17 protein-coding genes and 1 pseudogene are annotated in these 21,487 nt (G+C 40.5%); 1 reads left to right on the top strand and 17 read right to left on the bottom strand.

Annotated features, from left to right (window positions below):
- Positions 1–165 precede the first annotated feature (165 nt).
- From G611_RS0107490 to ychF, 17 genes are all read right to left on the bottom strand, one after another.
- Positions 166–2,145, bottom strand: a complete 1,980-nt coding sequence (locus G611_RS0107490; RefSeq protein ID WP_036948583.1) for a methyl-accepting chemotaxis protein — start codon at positions 2,143–2,145, stop codon at positions 166–168.
- Between the two features lie 194 nt (positions 2,146–2,339).
- Complete coding sequence (locus G611_RS0107495; protein WP_028243094.1) at positions 2,340–3,680, bottom strand: ATP-binding protein; 1,341 nt, start codon at positions 3,678–3,680, stop codon at positions 2,340–2,342.
- Complete coding sequence (locus tag G611_RS0107500) at positions 3,673–4,425, bottom strand: LytR/AlgR family response regulator transcription factor (RefSeq protein ID WP_028243095.1); 753 nt, start codon at positions 4,423–4,425, stop codon at positions 3,673–3,675. The genes G611_RS0107495 and G611_RS0107500 overlap by 8 nt, the downstream gene beginning before the upstream one ends.
- A 46-nt stretch (positions 4,426–4,471) precedes the next feature.
- Entirely contained in the window at positions 4,472–7,345 is a 2,874-nt protein-coding gene (locus G611_RS0107505) for a glycoside hydrolase family 3 N-terminal domain-containing protein (RefSeq protein ID WP_028243096.1), read from the bottom strand.
- Between the two features lie 207 nt (positions 7,346–7,552).
- Positions 7,553–7,897 (bottom strand): hydrogenase maturation nickel metallochaperone HypA, encoded by a 345-nt coding sequence (locus tag G611_RS0107510; protein ID WP_028243097.1) that lies wholly within the window; start codon positions 7,895–7,897, stop codon positions 7,553–7,555.
- A 195-nt stretch (positions 7,898–8,092) separates the two neighbouring features.
- A complete protein-coding gene (locus G611_RS14290) occupies positions 8,093–10,975 on the bottom strand; it encodes an FAD-dependent oxidoreductase (RefSeq protein WP_242824269.1) in 2,883 nt (960 codons plus the stop codon).
- Between the two features lie 2 nt (positions 10,976–10,977).
- The gene (locus G611_RS0107520) at positions 10,978–11,706 is read right to left on the bottom strand and encodes a carbon monoxide dehydrogenase (protein WP_028243098.1); all 729 of its coding nucleotides are present in this window, start codon (positions 11,704–11,706) and stop codon (positions 10,978–10,980) included.
- A gap of 3 nt (positions 11,707–11,709) precedes the next feature.
- Positions 11,710–11,868, bottom strand: a complete 159-nt coding sequence (locus tag G611_RS15855) for a hypothetical protein (protein ID WP_196801549.1) — start codon at positions 11,866–11,868, stop codon at positions 11,710–11,712.
- Positions 11,868–12,659, bottom strand: a complete 792-nt coding sequence (locus tag G611_RS0107525) for an acyl-CoA dehydratase activase (RefSeq protein ID WP_028243099.1) — start codon at positions 12,657–12,659, stop codon at positions 11,868–11,870. The genes G611_RS15855 and G611_RS0107525 overlap by 1 nt, the downstream gene beginning before the upstream one ends.
- Positions 12,660–12,783: 124 nt before the next feature.
- The gene (locus G611_RS0107530; RefSeq protein ID WP_028243100.1) at positions 12,784–14,334 is read right to left on the bottom strand and encodes a 2-hydroxyacyl-CoA dehydratase family protein; all 1,551 of its coding nucleotides are present in this window, start codon (positions 14,332–14,334) and stop codon (positions 12,784–12,786) included.
- Entirely contained in the window at positions 14,334–15,524 is a 1,191-nt protein-coding gene (locus G611_RS0107535; RefSeq protein WP_028243101.1) for a 2-hydroxyacyl-CoA dehydratase family protein, read from the bottom strand. The genes G611_RS0107530 and G611_RS0107535 overlap by 1 nt, the downstream gene beginning before the upstream one ends.
- A gap of 199 nt (positions 15,525–15,723) precedes the next feature.
- Positions 15,724–16,488 (bottom strand): AAA family ATPase, encoded by a 765-nt coding sequence (locus G611_RS0107540; protein ID WP_028243102.1) that lies wholly within the window; start codon positions 16,486–16,488, stop codon positions 15,724–15,726.
- A 226-nt stretch (positions 16,489–16,714) separates the two neighbouring features.
- The gene (gene udk, locus G611_RS0107545; RefSeq protein ID WP_028243103.1) at positions 16,715–17,341 is read right to left on the bottom strand and encodes a uridine kinase; all 627 of its coding nucleotides are present in this window, start codon (positions 17,339–17,341) and stop codon (positions 16,715–16,717) included.
- A gap of 12 nt (positions 17,342–17,353) precedes the next feature.
- Positions 17,354–18,220: a YitT family protein gene (locus G611_RS0107550; protein ID WP_028243104.1), complete on the bottom strand. Its 867-nt coding sequence runs from the start codon at positions 18,218–18,220 to the stop codon at positions 17,354–17,356.
- Positions 18,221–18,287: 67 nt separating this feature from the next.
- Entirely contained in the window at positions 18,288–19,505 is a 1,218-nt protein-coding gene (gene pepT, locus G611_RS0107555; RefSeq protein WP_028243105.1) for a peptidase T, read from the bottom strand.
- Positions 19,506–19,583: 78 nt separating this feature from the next.
- Positions 19,584–19,820 (bottom strand): hypothetical protein, encoded by a 237-nt coding sequence (locus tag G611_RS0107560; RefSeq protein WP_028243106.1) that lies wholly within the window; start codon positions 19,818–19,820, stop codon positions 19,584–19,586.
- Positions 19,821–19,915: 95 nt separating this feature from the next.
- The gene (ychF, locus tag G611_RS0107565; protein ID WP_028243107.1) at positions 19,916–21,016 is read right to left on the bottom strand and encodes a redox-regulated ATPase YchF; all 1,101 of its coding nucleotides are present in this window, start codon (positions 21,014–21,016) and stop codon (positions 19,916–19,918) included.
- 329 nt (positions 21,017–21,345) lie between these two features.
- Here ychF and G611_RS16075 point away from each other — a divergent pair.
- A pseudogene (locus G611_RS16075) lies at positions 21,346–21,487 on the top strand (IS5/IS1182 family transposase); the annotation flags it as partial.

The following is a 21,487-nucleotide window of genomic DNA, read 5'->3' on the forward strand; positions in this document are numbered from 1 at the left end:
CGATTCTTATAAAAATTATAACTAACAATTTTTCCCATATCAACAGATGTGTCTCACACTTATTGAAAAATATTCGCTAATTCAAGGGCTGAAACCGAAGTGTACTAATACAATCGAACAAAAAAGCCCGGTAAATTTCTTTACCGGGCCAAGTGAATTCTTTATTTATTTGAAGAACTGAATTTCTTCATGGAGGCTTACAGCAATTTCCTTAAGGTTTGCTGCAGCTTCAGCAAGTGTGCTAACTGTAGCAGAAAGCTCTTCAACTGATGCTCCTGTAGTCTCTGATGCAGCTGCATTTTCCTCTGAAATAGCTGAAAGTGAATGCATAGCATTTGATACTGATGAATTAGAATCTACGCAAGTATCTGCTTCCTTGGAAATCTTTGCTACCGCTTGAACAGTAGTCTCGATATCTGCAAGCATTCCCTGTACAGATTCAAATGTAGAAGCAATTGCCTTTTGCTGTTCTACATTTCCTTCCATTACAAGAGTTGCGGCCTTTACCGCCTGCTCTGCTTCCTGAAGTAAAGCATCCATCTCTGTACGGATTTCAGAAGCAAGAGTATCTGAATCATCTGCCAGCTGTCTGATTTCCTCAGCAACAACTGCGAAGCCCTTGCCCATCTCACCCGCTCTGGCTGCCTCAATTGAAGCATTAAGTGAAAGCAGGTTTGTCTGAGATGCGATTCCTGAAATACCCTCTACTCTTTCATTAATATTTGATACCGCATTCTGTGTTGAAGAAATTCGAGATGAAATCTCCTCAATCTTAACGGTCATATCGCTGCTTGAATGCTTCAAGCTATCAAGTGATGCTGTAGATGTCTCAGAAGCCATCTTCATTCTCTTAGCAAGCTCTGTCATCTCCACTGTTGAATCCTGTACGCTTCCAACAGCTTCCGTAATTCGGCTTGTTCCCTCCGCTGCAGACTGGATATCATCTGCCTGCTGCACTGCACCACTGGCAATATTCTGAACTGAGTTTGCTACGGTCTCTGTAGTATCTGCAATCTGACTAGCCATATCTGACAAATCATCTGAAGATGTGGCAACATTTTCTGAGGAATTTTTGATTTGACCAACTATATTAGAAAGTCTGTCAATCAATCCGTTGGTGTTGTTGACCATATCACCAAACTCATCAGTACGATCAGTATATTTATCTACTTTAATAAAGTATCCATCTGATAACTGAGCAATTGTTTTGTTTACTTCCAAGATAGGTTTTGTAAATGCCAATGCCTGCATATATGCAAGGAATCCGGCTATTACAAGTAATATTACACCCAAAACTAATGTTGTAAGTGCTGATAAACGTGCAGATTTTGTAACCTCGGCAATCGAAATGGCATCACAAATTATGTAGCCTGTAATTGGCTCCTTAACATAAGAAAGATATGTAGCCTTTCCACTTGCATTACTTTCATAAGTGCCATCGGTTGCATCAGATGTCATGTAAGGTGATGATGTAAAACTCATTGGCTCATCATCTGCCTTTATCTCATACTGAGCATGTGCTGCAAGAGTTCCCTGGTGGTCAACTAAAAATGCTTCCTCACCATCTTCACCAAGAATAGCTCTAAACTGTTCCATATCGTAGCTTCGGTGTAAAACACCAATTACTGTAGAACCGTCATTTCCAAAAACTGGCACTGCAAGACAAAGGATTCTTGAATTGGTAGACGCACTTACTACAACAGGAGATGCTGTTGTCTTTCCCGCCATAGCACCTTGCCAATAATCTCTTTCTGAAATGTCAGCCAAATTTCCACCATCACTTCGGAGTACCATCATACCCTGTGCATTGGAAAGAATAATGGCATTTCCATCACCAAAATAGTCATTTACAGCCTGCATCTGTCTAACAGCTGCCGGGCCATTTTCACCTGTCTCCAAGAAACTAGTAATATTAGGTGATGTAGCTAAAGTATTAAGGGATAACTCCGTCTCGGCAAATATCTTATTAATCTCTCCCTCTAAGAACCATGCCGACCAAGCAAGTGTATTCTTCGCTTCTGCTTTAGCACTAGATGTCGTTCTAACATAATTAATCGTAGTAGCGGCAATAAGTGGCAACGCTGCAAGTACCACCATTGTAATAATAAGCTTTGCCTTAACGCTGGAACTAATACCTTTTTTCATAGGAACCTCCAAAAAAATACACTACCTACAGTTTCGAACTCTCCCTAGGATATACGGTAAAACCTAACTTAAATTCTAGCATGTTCTAAAATTGTAATAGTGTATTTTTTATGTAGATAAATCCTACATAATGTGAAACTTTAATCAGCTATAACTTCTTTATCATTGTAACATCCATAAAAATTATAAGTGTTTTATACATATGGAATAAAAAAATTCAAGTTAAATAAATTATCTTCTATATGATACTCCATTCTTCCTCCAAGCTTTTCAGCTAGTAATGACATCGATCTAAGACCGTATCCGTGATTCTTTTTATCTTCCTTCGAAGTCTCAGGGAAACCATTTACAATATTTGGAAAATCCTCCTCCATGCAATAATTATCAAAATGAATAAAAACCATTTCATTATGTTTATATACATTTACATGGATTAATCTTTTGTCTACATCGTCAATCTTCTTCACCGCTTCTATAGCGTTGGCTATTGCATTTCCAAATAAAGAATATAGCTTGTTTGGTGAAATATAGTTTAACAAAGCCCCATCTACCATATGAACCAATCTTATATGTTCATATTCACATTGAAGACTTCTCTCACTCAATATCGTATCAAGTACACTATTACCTGTATTTACTTTACAACTATATATAGCTATTGCATCCTCTAATTCCCTCAGGCTTTCGTCATCGTACTCGGTATTTCCCTCTCGTATTTCACGAATCTGATACTTTAAATCATGGCACTTTATATTTACCAAATCTATATTTTCTTGCATCCTCTCATAAACCATTCTATCGGTATTCCATAATTCTTTTATCCTTGCAGCTTCTCGTTTTTCCTGCTGGCCCCATAACAGTGTGAAATGAATGGCAAGTGCCAATAAACAACATAAAATCCCTTGCACATAAATAACAATATATACTTTATTTGGAAGCCTGTTCTCTCCCAGGCCATGCACTAACACAGCATTTAACACCACATCTACAAGAACAATAACAAAAACCAGTAAAAGCTTAGTGTATCCACTACCAATATCGAAATCTTCCTCTCCATTTAGTAAATAAGACATAAAAATCCAAAGCATCCAATATACTAGGCAATAAATCAGCATATACACCAATACACTTATTAGATTAATATTTGTGAATCCCTCTTCGGAATATATATCACCATAATTAGAAAGCCCTGAAATTGTCGTTATGAAGTTGTATGTAGAGAAGGCAATATGCTGTGTAGTATATGCTGTAATTCCACAAAATAATATATTGTAAATAGGTTCATCAAAACATAAATATGAACAACTCAACATCAGCGCAAACAACAACAAAAACATTAATATAAATGAAATAGAATTACTAACTGGCAAATGTAATACTTCAGATATAGCAACTAGTATTACAACCGATACTGCAACTCTTTTTGCAAAGTGTGACCTTCTCTTTAGTTGTAACGACGAAATAGACATTGCAATAATCAGCTCTAATATAAAAATAACTCTATAATTAAATACTTGAATGAATATATTAGTCATGAGTTTTTCCTCCAAAATAACGTGCTAGATTTGAACAAAACTCCTTCTTTTTTCTTCTAGATAATGGTAGGACTTCATTTGGCAATACAACTGAATCATTGTCTACACCAATAACAGCATTCAAATTAACTGTGACGCCAGAATTAATCCTTGAAAACATTAGTTTTGGCAATTCAGTTTCTATAGTGGTCAAAGCACCCCAAGTCTCCACAACCCCATCCCTTGTATGAATAAAAAGCTTATGATTCTGCACCTCTATATATAGAATATCAGATACTTGTATTCGACTTGAACCAAGCTTATTATTAATAACAATGCTTACTTGCTTTTGACTCTCAGACCGCTTAAATACATTGTCTAACATATATGAAAAGTCATAATAAGCAACAGGCTTTAGTATGTAATCCATTGCCTGTACCTTATAGCCTGCTATTGCATATTGGGACATCCCTGTTATAAAAACAAGCATAGTACTTTTATCTGAACGTCTAATTTTCTCTGCAACTTTCAACCCATCTATTTCAGGCATTTGTATATCCAAAATTACCAAATCAAACTGAGACCTATACTCTGCTAGAAATAATGTCGGTGAATAATAACATACTGGTCTTATATCACGATTTGTTTTTGCTATATATTTTTCAATATGCCTTTTCAGTAAATCTACTTCAGAAACATTATCATCAACAATTGCAATATACATTTTTCTGCAAACCTCATAATATCCTTCATTTATAAACGCCAAATACCGCTCCACCTATATGGTGGAACGGTCTAATAGAGAATGTTATCTATGCTGCCTCTTTTCTTCGATTGTAACTTTTAATAATTAATACTTCCATAAATGCCATAATAATCATAATGATAATATCTATCACAATTAGCATTTTTATCCATGATTGCATTCCTGGATGCAAATTATCATCAGAATAAGCACGGCTATTTACAGTTGTATACATTATATTTTTACAAGCACGTCGCAAAGCTATTATAGATGTAGGACTCGTTCTATCCTGCACCATATTGTCCCCCTTATCAAAAGCTAACAACATAGCATCTGCTCCAGCGCGGACAGCCTGATCAGCATTCATATATCCATTTCCTAAGAAATAATCTGTTATGGCAAAACCTTTGAAATTCCATTCATCCCTAAGAATATCAGTTAATAATGCTTTTGAACCTGCAGACCACAAAGGACCTACATAGTTATGGGAACACATAACTGCATGCGCATCACTATTCTTGATAGCAACCTCAAAACTACGTAAATAGATTTCTCTGATTGATTGCTCATTACCCCAAGTACAAAGCATTCCATCTCTATTTGTTTCTTGCTCATTTAATGCAAAATGTTTCAAATACGCATAAACTCCATGCTCGGCTGCTCCATTTACTGCTTCTGCAGCCATCATACCTGTTAAATAACCATCCTCAGAAAAATATTCAGTACTTCTTCCTTCAAATGCGGAACGATGAATATTAATTCCAGGTGCATACCAGCCGGTTATCTGCATTTCATCAGCCATTTGGCCCATTCTATCGCCATACACATGTGCCATTTCTTTATTCCATGTGCTAGCAGTCATTACACATGCTGGAAACGCTATGGAACCAACTCCTGTAAAGCTATTATTAATTGCCTGTGGTCCATCCACATCTGTTGTTGATATCTTCCCAACACTATCAACAGAACCTGTCTGATAACCAGCAATTCCTGAAAGATTAACCATATCTTCAACAGACATTTGGTCAAGTAAAGTCTCCCAACGTGGGTCATCATAATCTGCCCCACGTAAATCAGCTAAGGTTAATCCATTATCCTGATCTGTTAATGGCATTTCATCTGATGAATTATTATCTAATGATGAATCATAGTTTGAAGAATTTATAAAATTAGCTTTGTCTTCTTCTGACATTTTCATGTTCGAAGGTGCTGCTATAGCATCCTCATAATTTGCGAAACCATCTGCGCGAGATAAATAATCCACATTGCTCTCTACATAGTCAAGCTTTACTGTAGCAGCATTTTTATCGCTAGTTCTTGGATTTGTTTTATCGTAAACAATATCTGATTCAACATTATATGAAACAGAATCAATAATATTATGAGAATCCTCATTTATTGAAATAATATAATCTCCAGCCTCAAGCACATAGCATCCTTCTCCATATGTATCAAATGATGCCATATCTTCCGCTTTAATATTAAATGACAGTGTTTCTGATTCACCTGGCTTAATAATACCAGTTTTATTGAATGCTACCAAATTTGCAGAAGCTTTTTCAATCCCTCCATTGTTATAAGGTGGATTATAGTAAACCTCTACAACATCTTTTCCTTCAACCGCCCCATTATTTGTTACTATAACATCAAATGTGCAGCCTTCAGGTGTAATATTATAATTATCAATTTTCTGACTAAAATTTGTGTAGCTTAAACCATATCCAAAAGGATACTGAACCACACTATCATAATCAATTAATCCTTCTGTAGCCGCTGTTTCATAAAATCTATAGCCTACGTATATACCTTCAACAAGATTTACAAAACTTGGTGAAACAGTTGCTCCGCCATATTTTTCATCCTTCTTAAATGAAAAATCGTTCATATTGCTATAATGGAAATCACCAATATTATTGAAGTAAGGTGTTGTAGATAAATCATATACAAATGTATCTGTTGTCTTACCTGATGGATTGACCTCACCATTTAAGATTCTTCCCAATCCATTGAATCCATTTTGACCACATGGTGCACACCAGAGCGCTCCCTTTATAGATTCATACTCGTTAACAAATCCCATTTCAAAGGCACATGGCCCATTCCATACTACTATAACCTTTTCAAAATTATCACAAACAAGCTCAACCATATCTCTTTCACTTTTGCTTAACTGAAGGTAATGCTCATTTCCAAAATCTTTGTACTTAGTAGAATTGTCATTATATGAACCATCAGCTGGCAAGTTTTCAAGATTTGTTGGTAAATCTGCCTGTTCTGTACCAGCTCTTGATAAAACAATTAATGCTGTATCAGAAAAGTCCTTTGCCGACTTCAACATATCACTTGGATAAGAGGCTGCTGGAGGCTCTGGTAATGACCAATCCTGATGTCTTATACCTACATCTGGTCTATCACTTGCATATTCTGAATAAAAATCATACAAATCTTCATTTACATTAAAGCCTGCATTCTTCAATCCATCATATAAAGTCGTAATCTCATATTGTCCTGATGCTGCACCGGAACCTCTTCCACTATAGTTTGGTGCAATCGATGCCCAACCAAAAATATTCAAATTCTTAGTTGAAGAAAGTGGAAGTATATTATCATCATTTTCCAATAGAACAATTCCCTCTTCACTAACCTTTTGTACATCCTCAAGTGTTTCTTTGATTGTTCCTTGTGATAATTTTCCTTCACCCATAACAAGTGAAATCATTGTATTCATAGGTCCAATACAAATCATATTTATAATTACAACAAGTACTAGCAAAAAAGCTCCACTTGCCTGTGCTCTCACCAAATATTTTTCATGTGCTTTTCTTTTCCTGCATCCCACCATTGCAACTATTGTTAGAAAAAGTGCCACTCCAATAGCCACCAAATAACCAGATATCGCATTGACTACATTCATGACATCTTCAATAGTAAAACTTATCATATGTCTGTTTCCTCCCATTTTACTCATACATTATCATTTAAAAATATGGGCGCGCCTGTTCTTTGTTTGGATATTATCATAGGAAAAATAGTGTTGCAATACAACCTTTCGAATATGGTTAGTTGTATTTCGTAAGTGGATACTAGGGATGTGAAAAAGCATAAAGAATATAGCAAAAATCCCACGGCATCAGCCGTGGGATTTCTATTAATCAGCTATAACTTCTTTAAGAATAACTTCATTTCCTGTGACAAGATATGTGTTGCCGCTGCCACAATGTGGACAGGTCTTACCGTGGGCAACTGTTTCATACTCCTGCTTGCAATCCTCGCAGAAGGTCACAGCCTTAATTGTTTCGCAAGTGAGCTTGCTGCCATCAAGTCTTGGGTACTTTTTCGCATTCCAAGCCCAGCAGTCAATCAAATAATCTGGTATGACTGTGGATACCTCACCGATTGAGAGCACTACCTCGTTGATGTGCTCAGCGTTGTTCTCAATAGCAACTTCCTCTACCTGTTTCGCTACATGAAACACAATACCTAATTCATGCATTATTTATACTTCCTCTCTAATAAAGCCCGCCCTTAAATACAAAACCTCCTGGTTTTCCGTGCTCCCGCAGGCCACCTCCCATTGCAGTCAAGGGAACCTCCCCTACGGGGTCCCTCCTTAACTACATGGGGCCCTCCTGCTCGCGCTTGCCTAGGTTGAGAGTTTTGTATTAGGGCTCACTTAAAGGCCTGAAGACTATTTATTCGCCTTCTTATACGCCTTGTGTTCTCTTTCGGCCTGCTTTTCAGCTTCGCTCTTCTTTGAAAAGGCGATCTTAGCGGCACGTTTGATAGCGTAGGCACCGATATGCTTGAACTTATCTTCAGAAGGTACCATGTGTGTGCACTCTGGATGAGTTCTGTGAAGGTGGATAGCGTCAAAGGCACACTTAGTTGTGCAGACACCACATCCGATACACTTATTCTCATCAACTACAGATGCACCACACTTAAGGCAACGGCTAGCCTCTGCCTTAACCTGCTCCTCTGTAAGTGTAAGGTGAGCATCACGGAATGAATGCTTCATATCAATGCTTGTATCAATAGCTGGCTCATTACGTCCTGCTGTATCATATTCTTCCACAAGAATGTTGTCTTTGTCAAGCTCGATGAAATCACGACGGTTCTTACCGATTGTCATAGAGCAGCCTGGCTGTACGAATCTGTGAAGAGAATCTGCAGCGCACTTACCTGCCTCGATAGCGTCGATAGCGAACTTAGGACCAGAATAAACATCACCACCAACGAAGATGTCTGGCTGTGCTGTCTGGTATGTAAGCTTGTCAGCTACTGGGTAGTTACCATGCCAGAACTCAACCTTTTCCTTGCCATTGCCAAGGAGTCCGCCCCATTCGATACCCTGACCGATAGCGAAGATGATGTGCTTGCACTCTACAGTCATTGTTTCGTTTTCGTCATATTGTGGATTGAACTTGCCTTCAGCATCCTTAACAGATGTACACTTCTTGAATACGATACCAGATACGTTGCCCTCAGCATCCTTAAGGATTTCCTTTGGACCCCAACCATTGTTGATTGCGATATCTTCTTCAAGTGTCTCTGTGATTTCGATATTGTTAGCTGGCATCTCATCTCTTGCCTCAAGGCAGAACATCTGAGGGTTGCCTGCGCCAAATCTAGCAGCTGTACGTACGCAGTCGATAGCAACGTTACCACCACCGACAACTACTACGTTTCCATCCATCTTCTGGCTCTGGTCTTCAAGTGCCTTATGAAGGAATGTAACAGCGATGTCGATACCGTCCTTTGCATCTGTTCCAGGGATTGGTGGAATCTTGCCACCCTGGCAACCGATTGCTACATAGAATGCCTTGTAGCCCTGTGCACGAAGCTCATCAAGAGTGATGTCCTTACCAACTTCAACGTTGCACTTAATCTCTACGCCAAGCTGACGGATAACGTCGATTTCAGCCTCAACAACATCCTTCTCAAGCTTCCATGTTGGGATACCCCATGTGAGCATACCACCTGGACGGCTGTTCTTTTCGAATACTGTTGGCTTGTAACCCTTTGTTGCAAGATAGTAAGCGCAAGAAAGACCTGCAGGACCTGCACCAATGATAGCAATCTTGTCATCCCACTGTGTTAAGCGGTTTGAAGGGATATCGATTGGTGGAATGTATCTTGTCTCAGCGTGAAGATCGCGCTCAGCAATAAACTTCTTAATATCATCGATAGCAACTGGTGCATCGATTGTTCCACGAGTACAAGCAGCCTCGCATCTCTTGTTACATACACGACCGCAGATAGCTGGGAATGGGTTGTCCTTCTTGATAAGAGCAAGAGCGTCCTCATATCTGCCTTCCTTAGCCATGTTTACATAACCCTGAACCGAAACGTGTGCAGGACAAGCTACCTTACATGGAGCTGTACCTGTTTCGTAGCAGTTCTTACGGTTGTTATCACGATAATCCTCGTCATATTTATCCTTGCCCCAGTGAACTCTGTCTGGAAGAACAACCTTTGGATACTCTACCTGTGAGCCGTCCTTCTTGCAAAGCTTCTGACCAAGCTTAACTGCACCAGCTGGGCAGTACTCAACACACTTACCACAAGCTACACACTTCTCTGCCTCAACGTGAGCTGTATAAGCAGAACGTGACATATTAGGTGTGTTGAAAAGCTGTGATGTACGAAGTGCGTTACAAATGTTTACGTTACAGTTGCAAAGACCGAAAATCTTGTTTTCGCCATCGATGTTTGTAATCTGGTGAACGTAACCAAGTGTCTCAGCACGCTCAACGATACGCATAGCCTCTTCGTATGTGATGTCGTGACCCTTGCCAGTCTCACGGCAGTAATCAGCGAAATCACCAAGACCGATACACCAGTTCATCTCATCATCACCGCAACCTTCATCAAGGCAAGCACGTGATACACGGCATGAACACTGGCCTACACCGATGTGGCCTTCGTATTTCTTGAGCCAGTATGAAATCTGCTCAAGGTCTAATTTCTCGTTTTCGAACTCGATAGCCTTCTCAACAGGGATAACGTGCATACCTACACCAGCGCCTCCCGGTGGGATAAGATGTGTAAGACCATCAAGTGGTAAATATGTCATTCTCTCGAAGAATGATGCAACAGCTGGGTGCTGCTTTAATCTATTGTTTGAACGCTCACCTGGAACTGACTCTTCCATGTTGAAAAGCTCTGCAGAACCTGGAACGAAGATTGGAAGTGTGTATCTTCTCTCAGACTGTGGAGCTGTACGTCCGTTGTGGTCGTAGTGATTGCCATAGTCGTACTCTAAAAGTCCGATATAGCTCATATCATCAAGTAACTTCTGGAAAGCCTCTTTATCCTTTGCCTTCTCAGGGTTCATTTTGCAGAGATCTTCAAATGTATAGTGATGGCGAACCTTCATAGTAAGGCCAACCTCAGCCATCTCCTCTGTTACGATTTCTGCAAGGCCCCAGTACTCTGGGTCCTCAACCTTTATGCCAAACATCTTGTGTGGCATAACGTCTGTAATCTTTCTACCAAGTGCAATAATTTTCTTGCTTGGCTCCTTATCCCCCATGTGTGGTGGGATAATTGCTTTACTCATTTCTGGCATTATTAATACTCCCTTTCTTTCTTTAATTCCTGGAAATGTAGTTCACGAAGACCCTCGACTTCGTCGCAAACTTTTTGGAGTGAGCACGAACCACAATCCATCATCACATTCTTGAAGATATGATCTATCGTGCCAGTGATATCTTCAAGATGCTTTGCCTGTTCTGATAGTGATTTATAATCAAAATCAGGGGCTGTTATAAATATGAGCTTTACAGCTTCAATATTTTTGTTTTCATGGTAGGTATCTAAGAACAGCTTGCCAACCTTGGCGAAGTTTAGGCCCTTATCAAGAGCGGCTTTGCCTACACGAACCGGTTCTCTGTTGTTTGATGCAGAGATACGTGTCATATACCCCTCTGGATTAATATGATACCTAACGTATTCGATTTTTCTAATCGCATTATAGAGTGTGTTACCATCACCAAGACTATCCTCGGCAACCTTTACAAGAGCAATTCTTGCGTAAGGCGTGTCAGCCTTTATTTCATCAAGGTCTGGTCCAATCAGCATGACTTCATCCGTATTTACGAATTCATCGTTGCAGGTAACGGCCATACCGCTTACTGCAGGAAATGTTCCTCCACCAAGCTCGTATGCCATATCTGCCCTGAGGATAAGATTGTGGTCGCCCACATCTTTCCAAGTGGCATTTACGATATCAAGCTTTTTAGCCGAAGTCATATCAATACCAGCTAACAACTCCTTAATGCTTTCATCATATAGCTTCATCGATTATATCTTTCTATTTCTCTTAATCTTATCGTAGTGCTTCTCTAAAAGAGGCTGAATAGCGCTTGTGAGTTTCATGTCTAGGTTGAAGAAATATACGATTAGAGATAAAACAAATAAGCACAATAGTACGATTGCGATAATTAATAATACTTTTAACATTATCTATTACCTTTCTGACGTGCGAATTCTGCGGCGCCGAGTGCTCCCATAAGCTGTGGGTCGATTGGAAGGTCGATTACCTTGAGCTTAAGTACCTGCTCGATGGCAGCCTTGAGGCCTGCGTTCTTTGCACATCCACCTGTAAGTGTAATCTTATCTGTAGCACCAGCCTTCTTTGACATTACAAAGCATCTCTTTGCAACTGAAAGCTCAATACCTGCTGCAATTTCGTCCATTGGCTTACCCTCACCAACAAGTGAGATAACCTCTGACTCAGCGAATACTGTACACTGAGCAGTAATTGGAATAACATTTTTAGCCTTAAGAGAAAGACATGAGAACTCGTCTAAATCCATCTCGAATGCTCTAGCCATTGCCTCGAAGAAACGACCTGTACCTGCGGCACACTTATCGTTCATGGCAAAGTTCAAAACTGTACCGTCAGTGTCAACTGCGATACCCTTAACATCCTGGCCACCGATATCGATGATGGCCTTAACCTCTGGGTCAGCTACATGCACACCCATAGCGTGGCAGCTAATCTCTGAGATATTCTCATCTGCAAAAGGAACCTTGTTACGGCCATAACCTGTACCTACAAGATATGTTAAATCCTTTGCGCTATTTAAATCAGGTACCTGTGCCACAGCCTGATCAAGGGCGTCCTGGCAAGATAACACTGCGTTAATACGGCTCTTTAATGTGACGTTTGCAACCATTTTGCCGTTTTCATCTATAATGACGCATTTAGTATAAGTACTTCCTGAGTCACATCCACCAAAATATTTCATGTTTTCTATTCTCCTTAATATATTACCCTCATCCGCCCCTTCGGGGCACCTTGTCTCGCCTCCCGGCTCGGTCGTTGCTGAACAGGCTCCACTGGAGCCTAGCAACCCAAGAGGGGGAAGGCTTTTACCAGAGGTTAGTATCGTCGTAGTCTTCTAACGAAGGATCAAGTGGTTCTTCGCGGAGGACGCTTCGCATGTAGCGGTTTACGTCTTGGCGAAGGTTTTTACGAGGGATGACACGTGGGTCGTAGAGGTCATGGTTTACCCAAACTAATTTGATGCCATGCTCTCTAGCCTGCTGCTCGAACATTCCGTGCATACCATCGAGGGCCTTGCAGGCGATGTGCTCCCAAAGGATAACCATATCTGCATTGAACTCCTCGCAATATCTCCAAAGGTCGTTAAGAAGTACTTCGTAACCACCGTGTGTACGGTTTCTCATAATCATGTTCTCGTACTGGTGAGCCATGTCGTAGATGGCCTGTTCCTTATCATCCTCTGAAATAGGATCAAGGGAAACCATTGTAAGCATATCGAACATTGGAAGAATTCCCCAACAGTTCAAAAGCCATGCTACGAAATCGGTATAGAACTGAGACTGAACGCCCCAGATAATAGCACGATGACGATACTCCTTAGCAAGCATTGTCTTTTTATTATACGCCTCTGTAGCCCATTTAGTAATCTTTTTATCAAGCTCTGCAAATGCAGGAACCTTACCGGCAATGGCCATGTATTCTGTCTCACGATAAAGAAGAATGTTGTTACCAACTACCTGTGGGTAATCTGTCTTTGTAAGTTCAAGCCATTCTGTACATTCCCTAGCGCCGATGTTGATGCGCTTAGCACATTCGAAATAGTAATCCCAATCGAACTTCTCGCCTGTCTGCTCCTCGATAAATGCGATGGCATTTCTAACTTCCTGAGCTGCATACTCCTGAACGCCTGCCTCTGTATGACGAAGTGGTGTTGCAAGCTGATGTACTGGAATGCCGTTACGCTCCAAAGCTCTTGAAATAACACCATTTCCCATAAGTGAACCATCACATGTAGTGTTACACTGAACTGCACACTTACCAAAAATTGGCATATCTCCATCGATACAAATACCTGCCTCTGATGCAGGCATAGGGCAAACATCACCTGGCATACCACATTCTTGAACAACGTCAAGGTAATGTGTCATGGCGTCTCCCTGAAGAAGAACGCATACATAACAGCTGGCTGTTTCCCAGCTAAGTCCCTCAAGATTAGGGAAACCACACATGATGTTTGTCATTTCGTTTTCATCCATAAGGACTACATGCTTTGACTTTTCTGGGCTGGCACCAAGATTTCTATCCATTGAAAAAATCTTTGTAAGAAGCTTTGCAACGTCTGATGCAACTAAATCGTACTCCTCACGACAGATACGAAGCTGTGTTCCACGAAGTCCCATGGAATGCTTATCGATCATCATTGGAACTGCTAAATAGTTAAGCATCCAACGATATCTGAAAAATCCCTTTACGTTCTTTGGGTGGAGCATGAATTTACCAAGCATGGCAATGATGCCAAGCCATCTTGTGTAATCGTACCAAGTATCCTTGATACCTCTCCATTCACGATGCTTAAATACTTTTTTATCACCGCTATAAAGCTCGCCTAACTTTGAGCTACCAACTGCTTTTCCCATTAGTGCTTACCTCCTTGGATTTTCTTGATTTCGATACTCTCCACGAAGGCCTGGACACGGGTACGAATCTGTCCTGAATTACCCACAGCATAAGGTCTATCGATTGTAAGTACAGGATAACCATATTCTTCTCTAAGTACGTGGCTTCCTACCATTCTTTCATAAGCCCATGGGTCACAGAACTTCATCTGCTCGTAGATGATTCCATCTGCCTTGTATTCCTTGGCAATCTCATCAACATACTCACGTCTTCTATTCATCTTTGGTGTATCCATGTGACGTGGGCACATGCATGTCATCATGTAATGACGGCAAATCTGAGTGAGAACATCCTCATCATCATTAAGGATGATTTCCTCGCGGCCTGGTAATGAACCGAAGCAGAATCTGTCGGCGCATACGTAAGCACCTGAATCCTCGATAAGCTTAATCATATCGATATCATCTACCTCGGAACCAACAACTGCTACTCTTGCGCGGAAATGATTCTTCTCATCAGGCACACGATTTTTAACCTCTTCAAGAGTTTCCTCAAGCTTCTCAAGAAGTAAATCCTGAGGGCACACGTAAGTACACATGCAGATGACATGGAACTCATAGCCTGTAATACGAGGCTTTTCCTCTTTTCTGAAATTGCCAAGCTCGGTAATGATTCGGCAAACCTTGTTATGGTCTTCAACTGCCTTGCGAAGGGCTTCGTCGCTGATATCGATGCCAAACTTCTCATGAAGCGGCTCTAATATCTTTGAACGACACTGACCAACATAAAGATTAAGACCGTTCTCATCAGCCTTCATAGGAACCTCAAGATACTGATAGAAGAATTTCTCCTTCTCGTTTATCTTTAAAAGCTCCATGTTTTCAACGCAGCGGTTAATCATTGTACAACCGTCTGGGGCAATGAGGCAGTCTAAGAACTGATAGCCACCCTCGATTGCTCTTTCAAGTAATGCACGTGAATATTCGCACAAAAAACTAGTCAAGTAATAGGTTCCCATTTCCATGGAACCTGTTCTTGGCGCGCGAAGTCTCACGGTAAAAGCATTACCTAAATTCATGAGAACCTCTGGAATCTGATAACAAACGCTACCGACACAGACTCTGCCAGAAGCCTGGGCCTCGCGGACCAAATCATTATCAGCATCCATAAGCAAATTCTCAAAATAAATAAGATGCTTTAAATCCTTCATTATTTAGTTCTCCCTTTACATATAATCCACTAGCTAGTCGTAAATCACTCCTAGTTTTTCATGCTCCCGGAGGCCACCTCCCATTGCAGTCAAGGGAACCTCCCAAAGGGTCCCTCCTTAACTACATGGGGCCCTCCTCCTCGCGCTCGCCCAGGTTATGCTTGATTTACGCCTAACTAGTTCATCTAAATCCTGAGATTTAGAGAATTCCTAGCTTATTCAACGCGGCGCGTAGGCCTGTTACGATGGCGGTGTCGTCGGCGATGCCAAGGACAGATTTGCCCTTAAGGTCACATTCAGTGAGGTTAGCATCTGCTGGTATCCAGCCAAGTAGAGGAATATCTCCAAGGTCCATGTATTCAAGGACTTCCTCTGATGGGACGCGGTTTACTACAGCACCGATTTTGTCGTACATAACTAAATCGTCTGCTACATTTTTAATTGTCTTGATAACTCCGCACCCCTTCTTGCTGGAATCTGTGATAAGCATAAGATGAGTTACTTTTTCCATAACACGTCTGTTAATCTGCTCGATTCCGGCCTCTCCATCGATTACAATATAATCAAAGTTGTCTGAAATTGAAGCGATTACTTCTTTTAGATAAGTATTGATTTTACAATAGCAGCCAGCAGCCTCTGGACGACCGATTGCAATAAAAGAAAAGCCATCCATCTCAACCATGCAATCAAAAATACGATATCTGGCTTCGCCAAGTACTTCTACTGTGGCTTTAGTATCGCCTGATTCTGCAGCTTCAACAGCTTCTTTTCTAATATCATCCAGAGTGAGGGTTGGCTCCACTCCAAGAGCTGTAGAAAGCCCAACAGCAGGATCAGCATCAATTGCTAGGATCTTCTTGTCTGGATAAGCTTCCACTAACAATTTGACCATTACTGCAGCAAGAGAAGTCTTACCAACTCCACCTTTACCAGCAACAGCCAACACTATAGGTTTGTTTTGCATTACTAATTATTTCTCCCTTTAATTACTCCTGGTAATTGATAAAAATTTATCAATTACCGCATTCCATTCTAGCATACATCTATGCAAAAAATAAAGGGAAAAAACAAGCCCTCAGGAAAATTTGGTGTAATATCCAAATATCCCTGAGGGCTGTGTGTAAATGTGCACAAGTACTCTACAATGCTGTGAAATAGAGTATTTGTAGGCATTTTATATATTCTAGGTATTATTCTTCCGTCTGTAGTTTCTTAGTCATGTATGTGATAAGCATATCAAGTCCTGCCTCGTTTTCACCACCACGTGGGATGATGATATCGGCATGCTTCTTAGATGGTTCAACAAATTCTTCGTGCATAGGTTTTACTGTCTTTGAATACTGGTCGATGATTGATTCGATGCTTCTGCCTCTTTCAATCATATCACGCTTGATACGACGCATAAGTCTTTCATCTGCATCAGTATCAACGAAAATCTTAATATCCATCAAATCGCGAAGTTCCTTATTCTCAAGAATAAGAATACCTTCCATAACGATAACAGTCTTTGGCTCTACTCTTACTGTCTCATCTGAACGATTGTGGTTAACATAATCATAAACTGGCATATCGATAGCATAGCCTTTGATAAGCTTTCTAACATCTTCTGCCATTCTGTCTGATTCAAATGAATCTGGATGGTCGTAGTTAAGCTGACTACGCTCCTCAAAAGACATTTCAGGATGTGCTTTGTAGTAAGCATCGTGGCTAATAACAGCAATATCCTCTCCAAAAAAATCCTGCAATTTGTTGATGATTGTTGTTTTACCTGAAGCAGAACCTCCTGCTACACCAAGTACACAAATTTTCTCTGACATAAAAAATACTCCTTATGGTTTAAAACGTTTGAACCCCTCACCATACACTGCCTTTGATTCCATTATGACAATAAATGCATCTACATCAATCTTTTTAGCAACACGATTAACCTGATACATCTGCTTGTCAGAGCAAGCGCACATAAGTACCTGTCTCTCGTCACCTTTGTAACCGCCCTTTGCAGTAAAGATTGTAGTACCTCGTTCCACTGCCTTGTCGATAGCATCGGCAATGGCCTCTGCCTTGTTGGTAACAATCATACACATCATACCTGAATCAGCGTTAATCATTACCTTATCCACAACAATCGAACCAATATAGCTAATTACAAATCCATAACACAATGCCTCAAATGAATGAGCATAGGCGATTGTATCTATAACAATGATTACCACATCCACGATGAAGAATATTCTTCCAAGGGACATGTGAGGATGCTTTGCCTTGATAATCATCATGATAAAATCTGCGCCACCAGTAGATGAATTGCGCATATAAACAAGGGCATAGCCTAATCCTGTGAAAACACCTACAACCAAGGCATTCAACAAGATATTTCCTATTTCAATCTTAGGAATAAGTGGTGCCACAAAATCCATCATAACAGTTCCGATTGCCATAGTCTTAAAGGACTTAAGCAAAAACTTTTTACCTAGTACCTTATATGCTGCAAAAATCAGTGGGATGTTCATGATAATGGTCAAAAGACCGATTTTCCATCCCCAGTACTGATAAAAAATCATAGCGATACCAGTCAGTCCTGTCAATGGGAATTTTGCATCGGCTGCGAAATTATACAAAGCAATACCGATGCACAGGCCTGACAAAGCATCCATCAAAACATCAATTAATAACTCTTTTCTTTTTTCTGCTGACATATATTCCCCCTAAATAATTTACTCCGCTGATTACGCTCTCAAGCCTTGATAGCTACCAACTCATCTATTATTCTGCAAAACGCTTTGTGATGCCGTGAAGTACGCGAACCACTGTGTCCATACCTTCCGCTGTGATATGTTCCATTGGGCCGTGGAAGTTGTAGCCGCCTGTTCCAAGGTTTGGACAAGGCAATCCCATGAATGAAAGACGTGCGCCATCTGTACCGCCTCTGATAGCAACAGCCTTTGGATTCTCTCCTGCATCCTTTAATGATTCGAATGCGTAATCAATAAGGAACATGTGTGGCTTGATCATCTCAAGCATGTTCTGATACTGATCTTTTATTGTAAGCTCGCATGTGCCCTCACCATACTTCTGGTTGATGATGTTTGCTGCGTGCTCCATAACCTTCTTCTTCTCTGCGAACTTATCTGCATCATGATCACGAATGATGTAAGAAAGCTCTGCTTCGGCAACGTCACCCTTCATATCTGTAAGATGGAAGAAGCCTTCGTAGCCTTCTGTCTGGCTAGGTGTCTGTGTTGGTGGAAGCATTCCGTTGAATTCCATAGCAACGAGTGCTGCGTTTACCATGATATCCTTTGCATCACCTGGATGAATATTAACACCATTAAACTTAACTGAAGCTGCTGCTGCATTAAAGTTTTCATATTCTACTGCGTTTTCCTCGCCACCGTCTACCGTATATGCGAAGTCAGCTCCGAAACGTGCAACATCGAAGTGGTCAGCGCCTGCGCCGATTTCCTCGTCTGGTGTGAAGCCGATGCAAATCTTTCCGTGTGGCTCGCCTGAGCTAATAAGCTCCTCTGCAAATGTCATAATCTCGGCGATACCTGATTTATCATCAGCACCAAGAAGTGTTGTTCCATCCGTGTGGATAAGTGTGCGTCCCTTTAATGTCTTAAGATGTGGGAAATCTGAAACCTTGATAGTGCGTCCGCTTGTACCAAGTACAACATCCTCTCCATCATAGTTTTCTACAACTACTGGATTAACATTCTCACCGCAAAAATCTGGTGCTGTATCCATGTGTGCAATAAATCCTACTGCCTTTTTATCCTCTAATCCTGCTGTAGCTGGGATTGATGCATAAATGTAGCACTTATCATCAACTTCGGCATTTGTAACACCGATTGAATGAAGCTCCTCTACAAGCTGCTTTGCCAAATCAAACTGTCTGGCTGTAGAAGGTACTGTAGTGCTGTCTTCATCACTGGTTGTGTAAACCTTAACGTAATTAAGTAATCTCTCGTAAGCTCTCATTTCTTTCTCCTGTACTTCTTTTATTTCATAAATAGAGGGTCTAGCATAATACCAGACCCCCTTATAATCGTTTTGTATTTATTGTGAAATCATAAACTCCAAAAGTCTTTTAGCATCATCTGGCTCGTATGCAATAATCTCAAGCTCTGGGATTGCATCATCAGCCTGGAAAATGTTAGCAAGTGATACGAACTGTGACAGCTTTGACTTAAGATTTAATCTATCGCCTTCGCCTGTAACAAGCTCAACCTTGCCCTTGCAATTATCAATTACTTTGAAAAAAGCTTCTGTATCTTTGATATTTGTGATTTTCATATAGACCTCCTTATACGGACTAAACAATCTACGTTAACTTAATAATATTACATAAGTAGATTCCTGTCTAATGAAGAATTTGTAAAAAAAGTATGTTATACATTGAATCTGAATGTGATTACATCTCCATCTTCAACAACGTATTCCTTACCTTCCATACGAACAAGACCCTTTTCCTTAGCTGCTGTCATAGAGCCGTTTGCCATAAGGTCATCATAGCTAACAACCTCTGCCTTGATGAATCCACGCTCGAAATCTGTGTGAATCTTACCAGCAGCCTGTGGAGCCTTTGTGCCCTTCTTGATTGTCCAAGCACGTGTCTCGTCCTCTCCTGATGTAAGGTAAGAGATAAGACCAAGTAATCTGTATGAAGCTGTGATAAGCTTATCAAGACCTGATTCCTCAAGACCCATAGCCTCTAAGAACTCCTGCTTCTCCTCTTCTGATTCAAGCTCTGAAATCTCCTGCTCAATCTGAGCTGAGATAACGAATACCTCTGAGCCTTCCTTTGCAGCATACTCACGAACTGCCTGTACATTCTTATTATTAGCGCCATCATCTGCAAGGTCCTCATCCTCAACGTTTGCAGCGTAGATAACTGGCTTTGCTGTAAGAAGATTGTACTCCTTGAAGTATGCTTCCTCATCCTCATCGTTAAGCTCGAAAGTCTTAGCCATGTTGCCAGCTTCCATATGATCTAAAAGACGCTTTTGCATAGCAGCTTCCTTCTGAAGTGTCTTATCCATACGAGCTGAACGCTCTGTCTTAGAGTAACGACGCTCCATAACTTCCATATCTGAGAAAAGAAGCTCAAGGTTGATTGTTTCGATATCACGGAGTGAATCGATGCTGCCATCAACGTGAACAACATTAGCATCCTCGAAGCAACGTACAACGTGAACGATTGCATCTACCTCACGGATGTTTGCAAGGAACTGGTTTCCAAGTCCCTCACCCTTTGAAGCACCCTTTACAAGACCAGCGATATCTACAAATTCGATTGTAGCTGGTACTGTCTTCTTAGAGTTGTACATTTTTGTAAGTGCATCAAGACGCTTATCAGGTACTGATACAACGCCTACGTTTGGATCGATTGTAGCAAATGGATAGTTTGCTGCAAGTGCTCCTGCCTTTGTAAGTGAATTAAAAAGTGTTGACTTTCCAACGTTTGGAAGTCCGACGATTCCCAATTTCATGGTAATTTATCTCCTTCTAAAAGTAGTGATTTACTTTGTTTTCAATATTTATGACACTTTTGGTCATAGCCTTTTGTATATTACCACATTTCTATTTATTTCTCTACCCTACATAAAAATAGACCAGTACAAGTGTACTGGTCTCAGAGTGTAGACAAAGTGTCGCGGCTTTCGTCGCGACCTTTTCTTTTTAATAAGGAGGAACTGGAGTCAGCGGACTCCAGTTCTTTCATTTTTAGGCTAACTAAAAGCTGAGAAATCCTTGATTTTCCAAGCTTTCTCACCTCTTTTTTGGTATAATAAATGTATCAAAACAAGGGGTTAGAATAATGATTACAGAACAAAATGAGAAGGCTAGAAAGCAGATTGAATTTGTATGTACTGATGACTTGGTTCCCCAGGATCATCTTCTAAGAATCATAGATAAAGCCATTGATTGGTCTTTTATTTATGATTTAGTCAGAGATAAAT

It is taken from the genome of Pseudobutyrivibrio ruminis AD2017 (assembly GCF_000424305.1).
Lineage (GTDB): Bacteria > Bacillota > Clostridia > Lachnospirales > Lachnospiraceae > Pseudobutyrivibrio > Pseudobutyrivibrio ruminis_B.

Coding starts and splice junctions, on each gene's coding strand:
- G611_RS0107535 (WP_028243101.1), bottom strand. CDS start 15,524: ATGAAGGATTTAAAGCATCTTATTTATTTTGAGAATTTGCTTATGGAT.
- G611_RS15855 (WP_196801549.1), bottom strand. CDS start 11,868: ATGTTAAAAGTATTATTAATTATCGCAATCGTACTATTGTGCTTATTT.
- G611_RS0107560 (WP_028243106.1), bottom strand. CDS start 19,820: ATGAAAATCACAAATATCAAAGATACAGAAGCTTTTTTCAAAGTAATT.
- G611_RS0107510 (WP_028243097.1), bottom strand. CDS start 7,897: ATGCATGAATTAGGTATTGTGTTTCATGTAGCGAAACAGGTAGAGGAA.
- G611_RS0107520 (WP_028243098.1), bottom strand. CDS start 11,706: ATGAAGCTATATGATGAAAGCATTAAGGAGTTGTTAGCTGGTATTGAT.
- G611_RS0107495 (WP_028243094.1), bottom strand. CDS start 3,680: ATGACTAATATATTCATTCAAGTATTTAATTATAGAGTTATTTTTATA.
- udk (WP_028243103.1), bottom strand. CDS start 17,341: ATGTCAGAGAAAATTTGTGTACTTGGTGTAGCAGGAGGTTCTGCTTCA.
- pepT (WP_028243105.1), bottom strand. CDS start 19,505: ATGAGAGCTTACGAGAGATTACTTAATTACGTTAAGGTTTACACAACC.
- ychF (WP_028243107.1), bottom strand. CDS start 21,016: ATGAAATTGGGAATCGTCGGACTTCCAAACGTTGGAAAGTCAACACTT.
- G611_RS0107540 (WP_028243102.1), bottom strand. CDS start 16,488: ATGCAAAACAAACCTATAGTGTTGGCTGTTGCTGGTAAAGGTGGAGTT.
- G611_RS14290 (WP_242824269.1), bottom strand. CDS start 10,975: ATGCCAGAAATGAGTAAAGCAATTATCCCACCACACATGGGGGATAAG.
- G611_RS0107525 (WP_028243099.1), bottom strand. CDS start 12,659: ATGAAATATTTTGGTGGATGTGACTCAGGAAGTACTTATACTAAATGC.
- G611_RS0107530 (WP_028243100.1), bottom strand. CDS start 14,334: ATGGGAAAAGCAGTTGGTAGCTCAAAGTTAGGCGAGCTTTATAGCGGT.
- G611_RS0107490 (WP_036948583.1), bottom strand. CDS start 2,145: ATGAAAAAAGGTATTAGTTCCAGCGTTAAGGCAAAGCTTATTATTACA.
- G611_RS0107550 (WP_028243104.1), bottom strand. CDS start 18,220: ATGTCAGCAGAAAAAAGAAAAGAGTTATTAATTGATGTTTTGATGGAT.
- G611_RS0107505 (WP_028243096.1), bottom strand. CDS start 7,345: ATGATAAGTTTTACTATTGAAGATGTCATGAATGTAGTCAATGCGATA.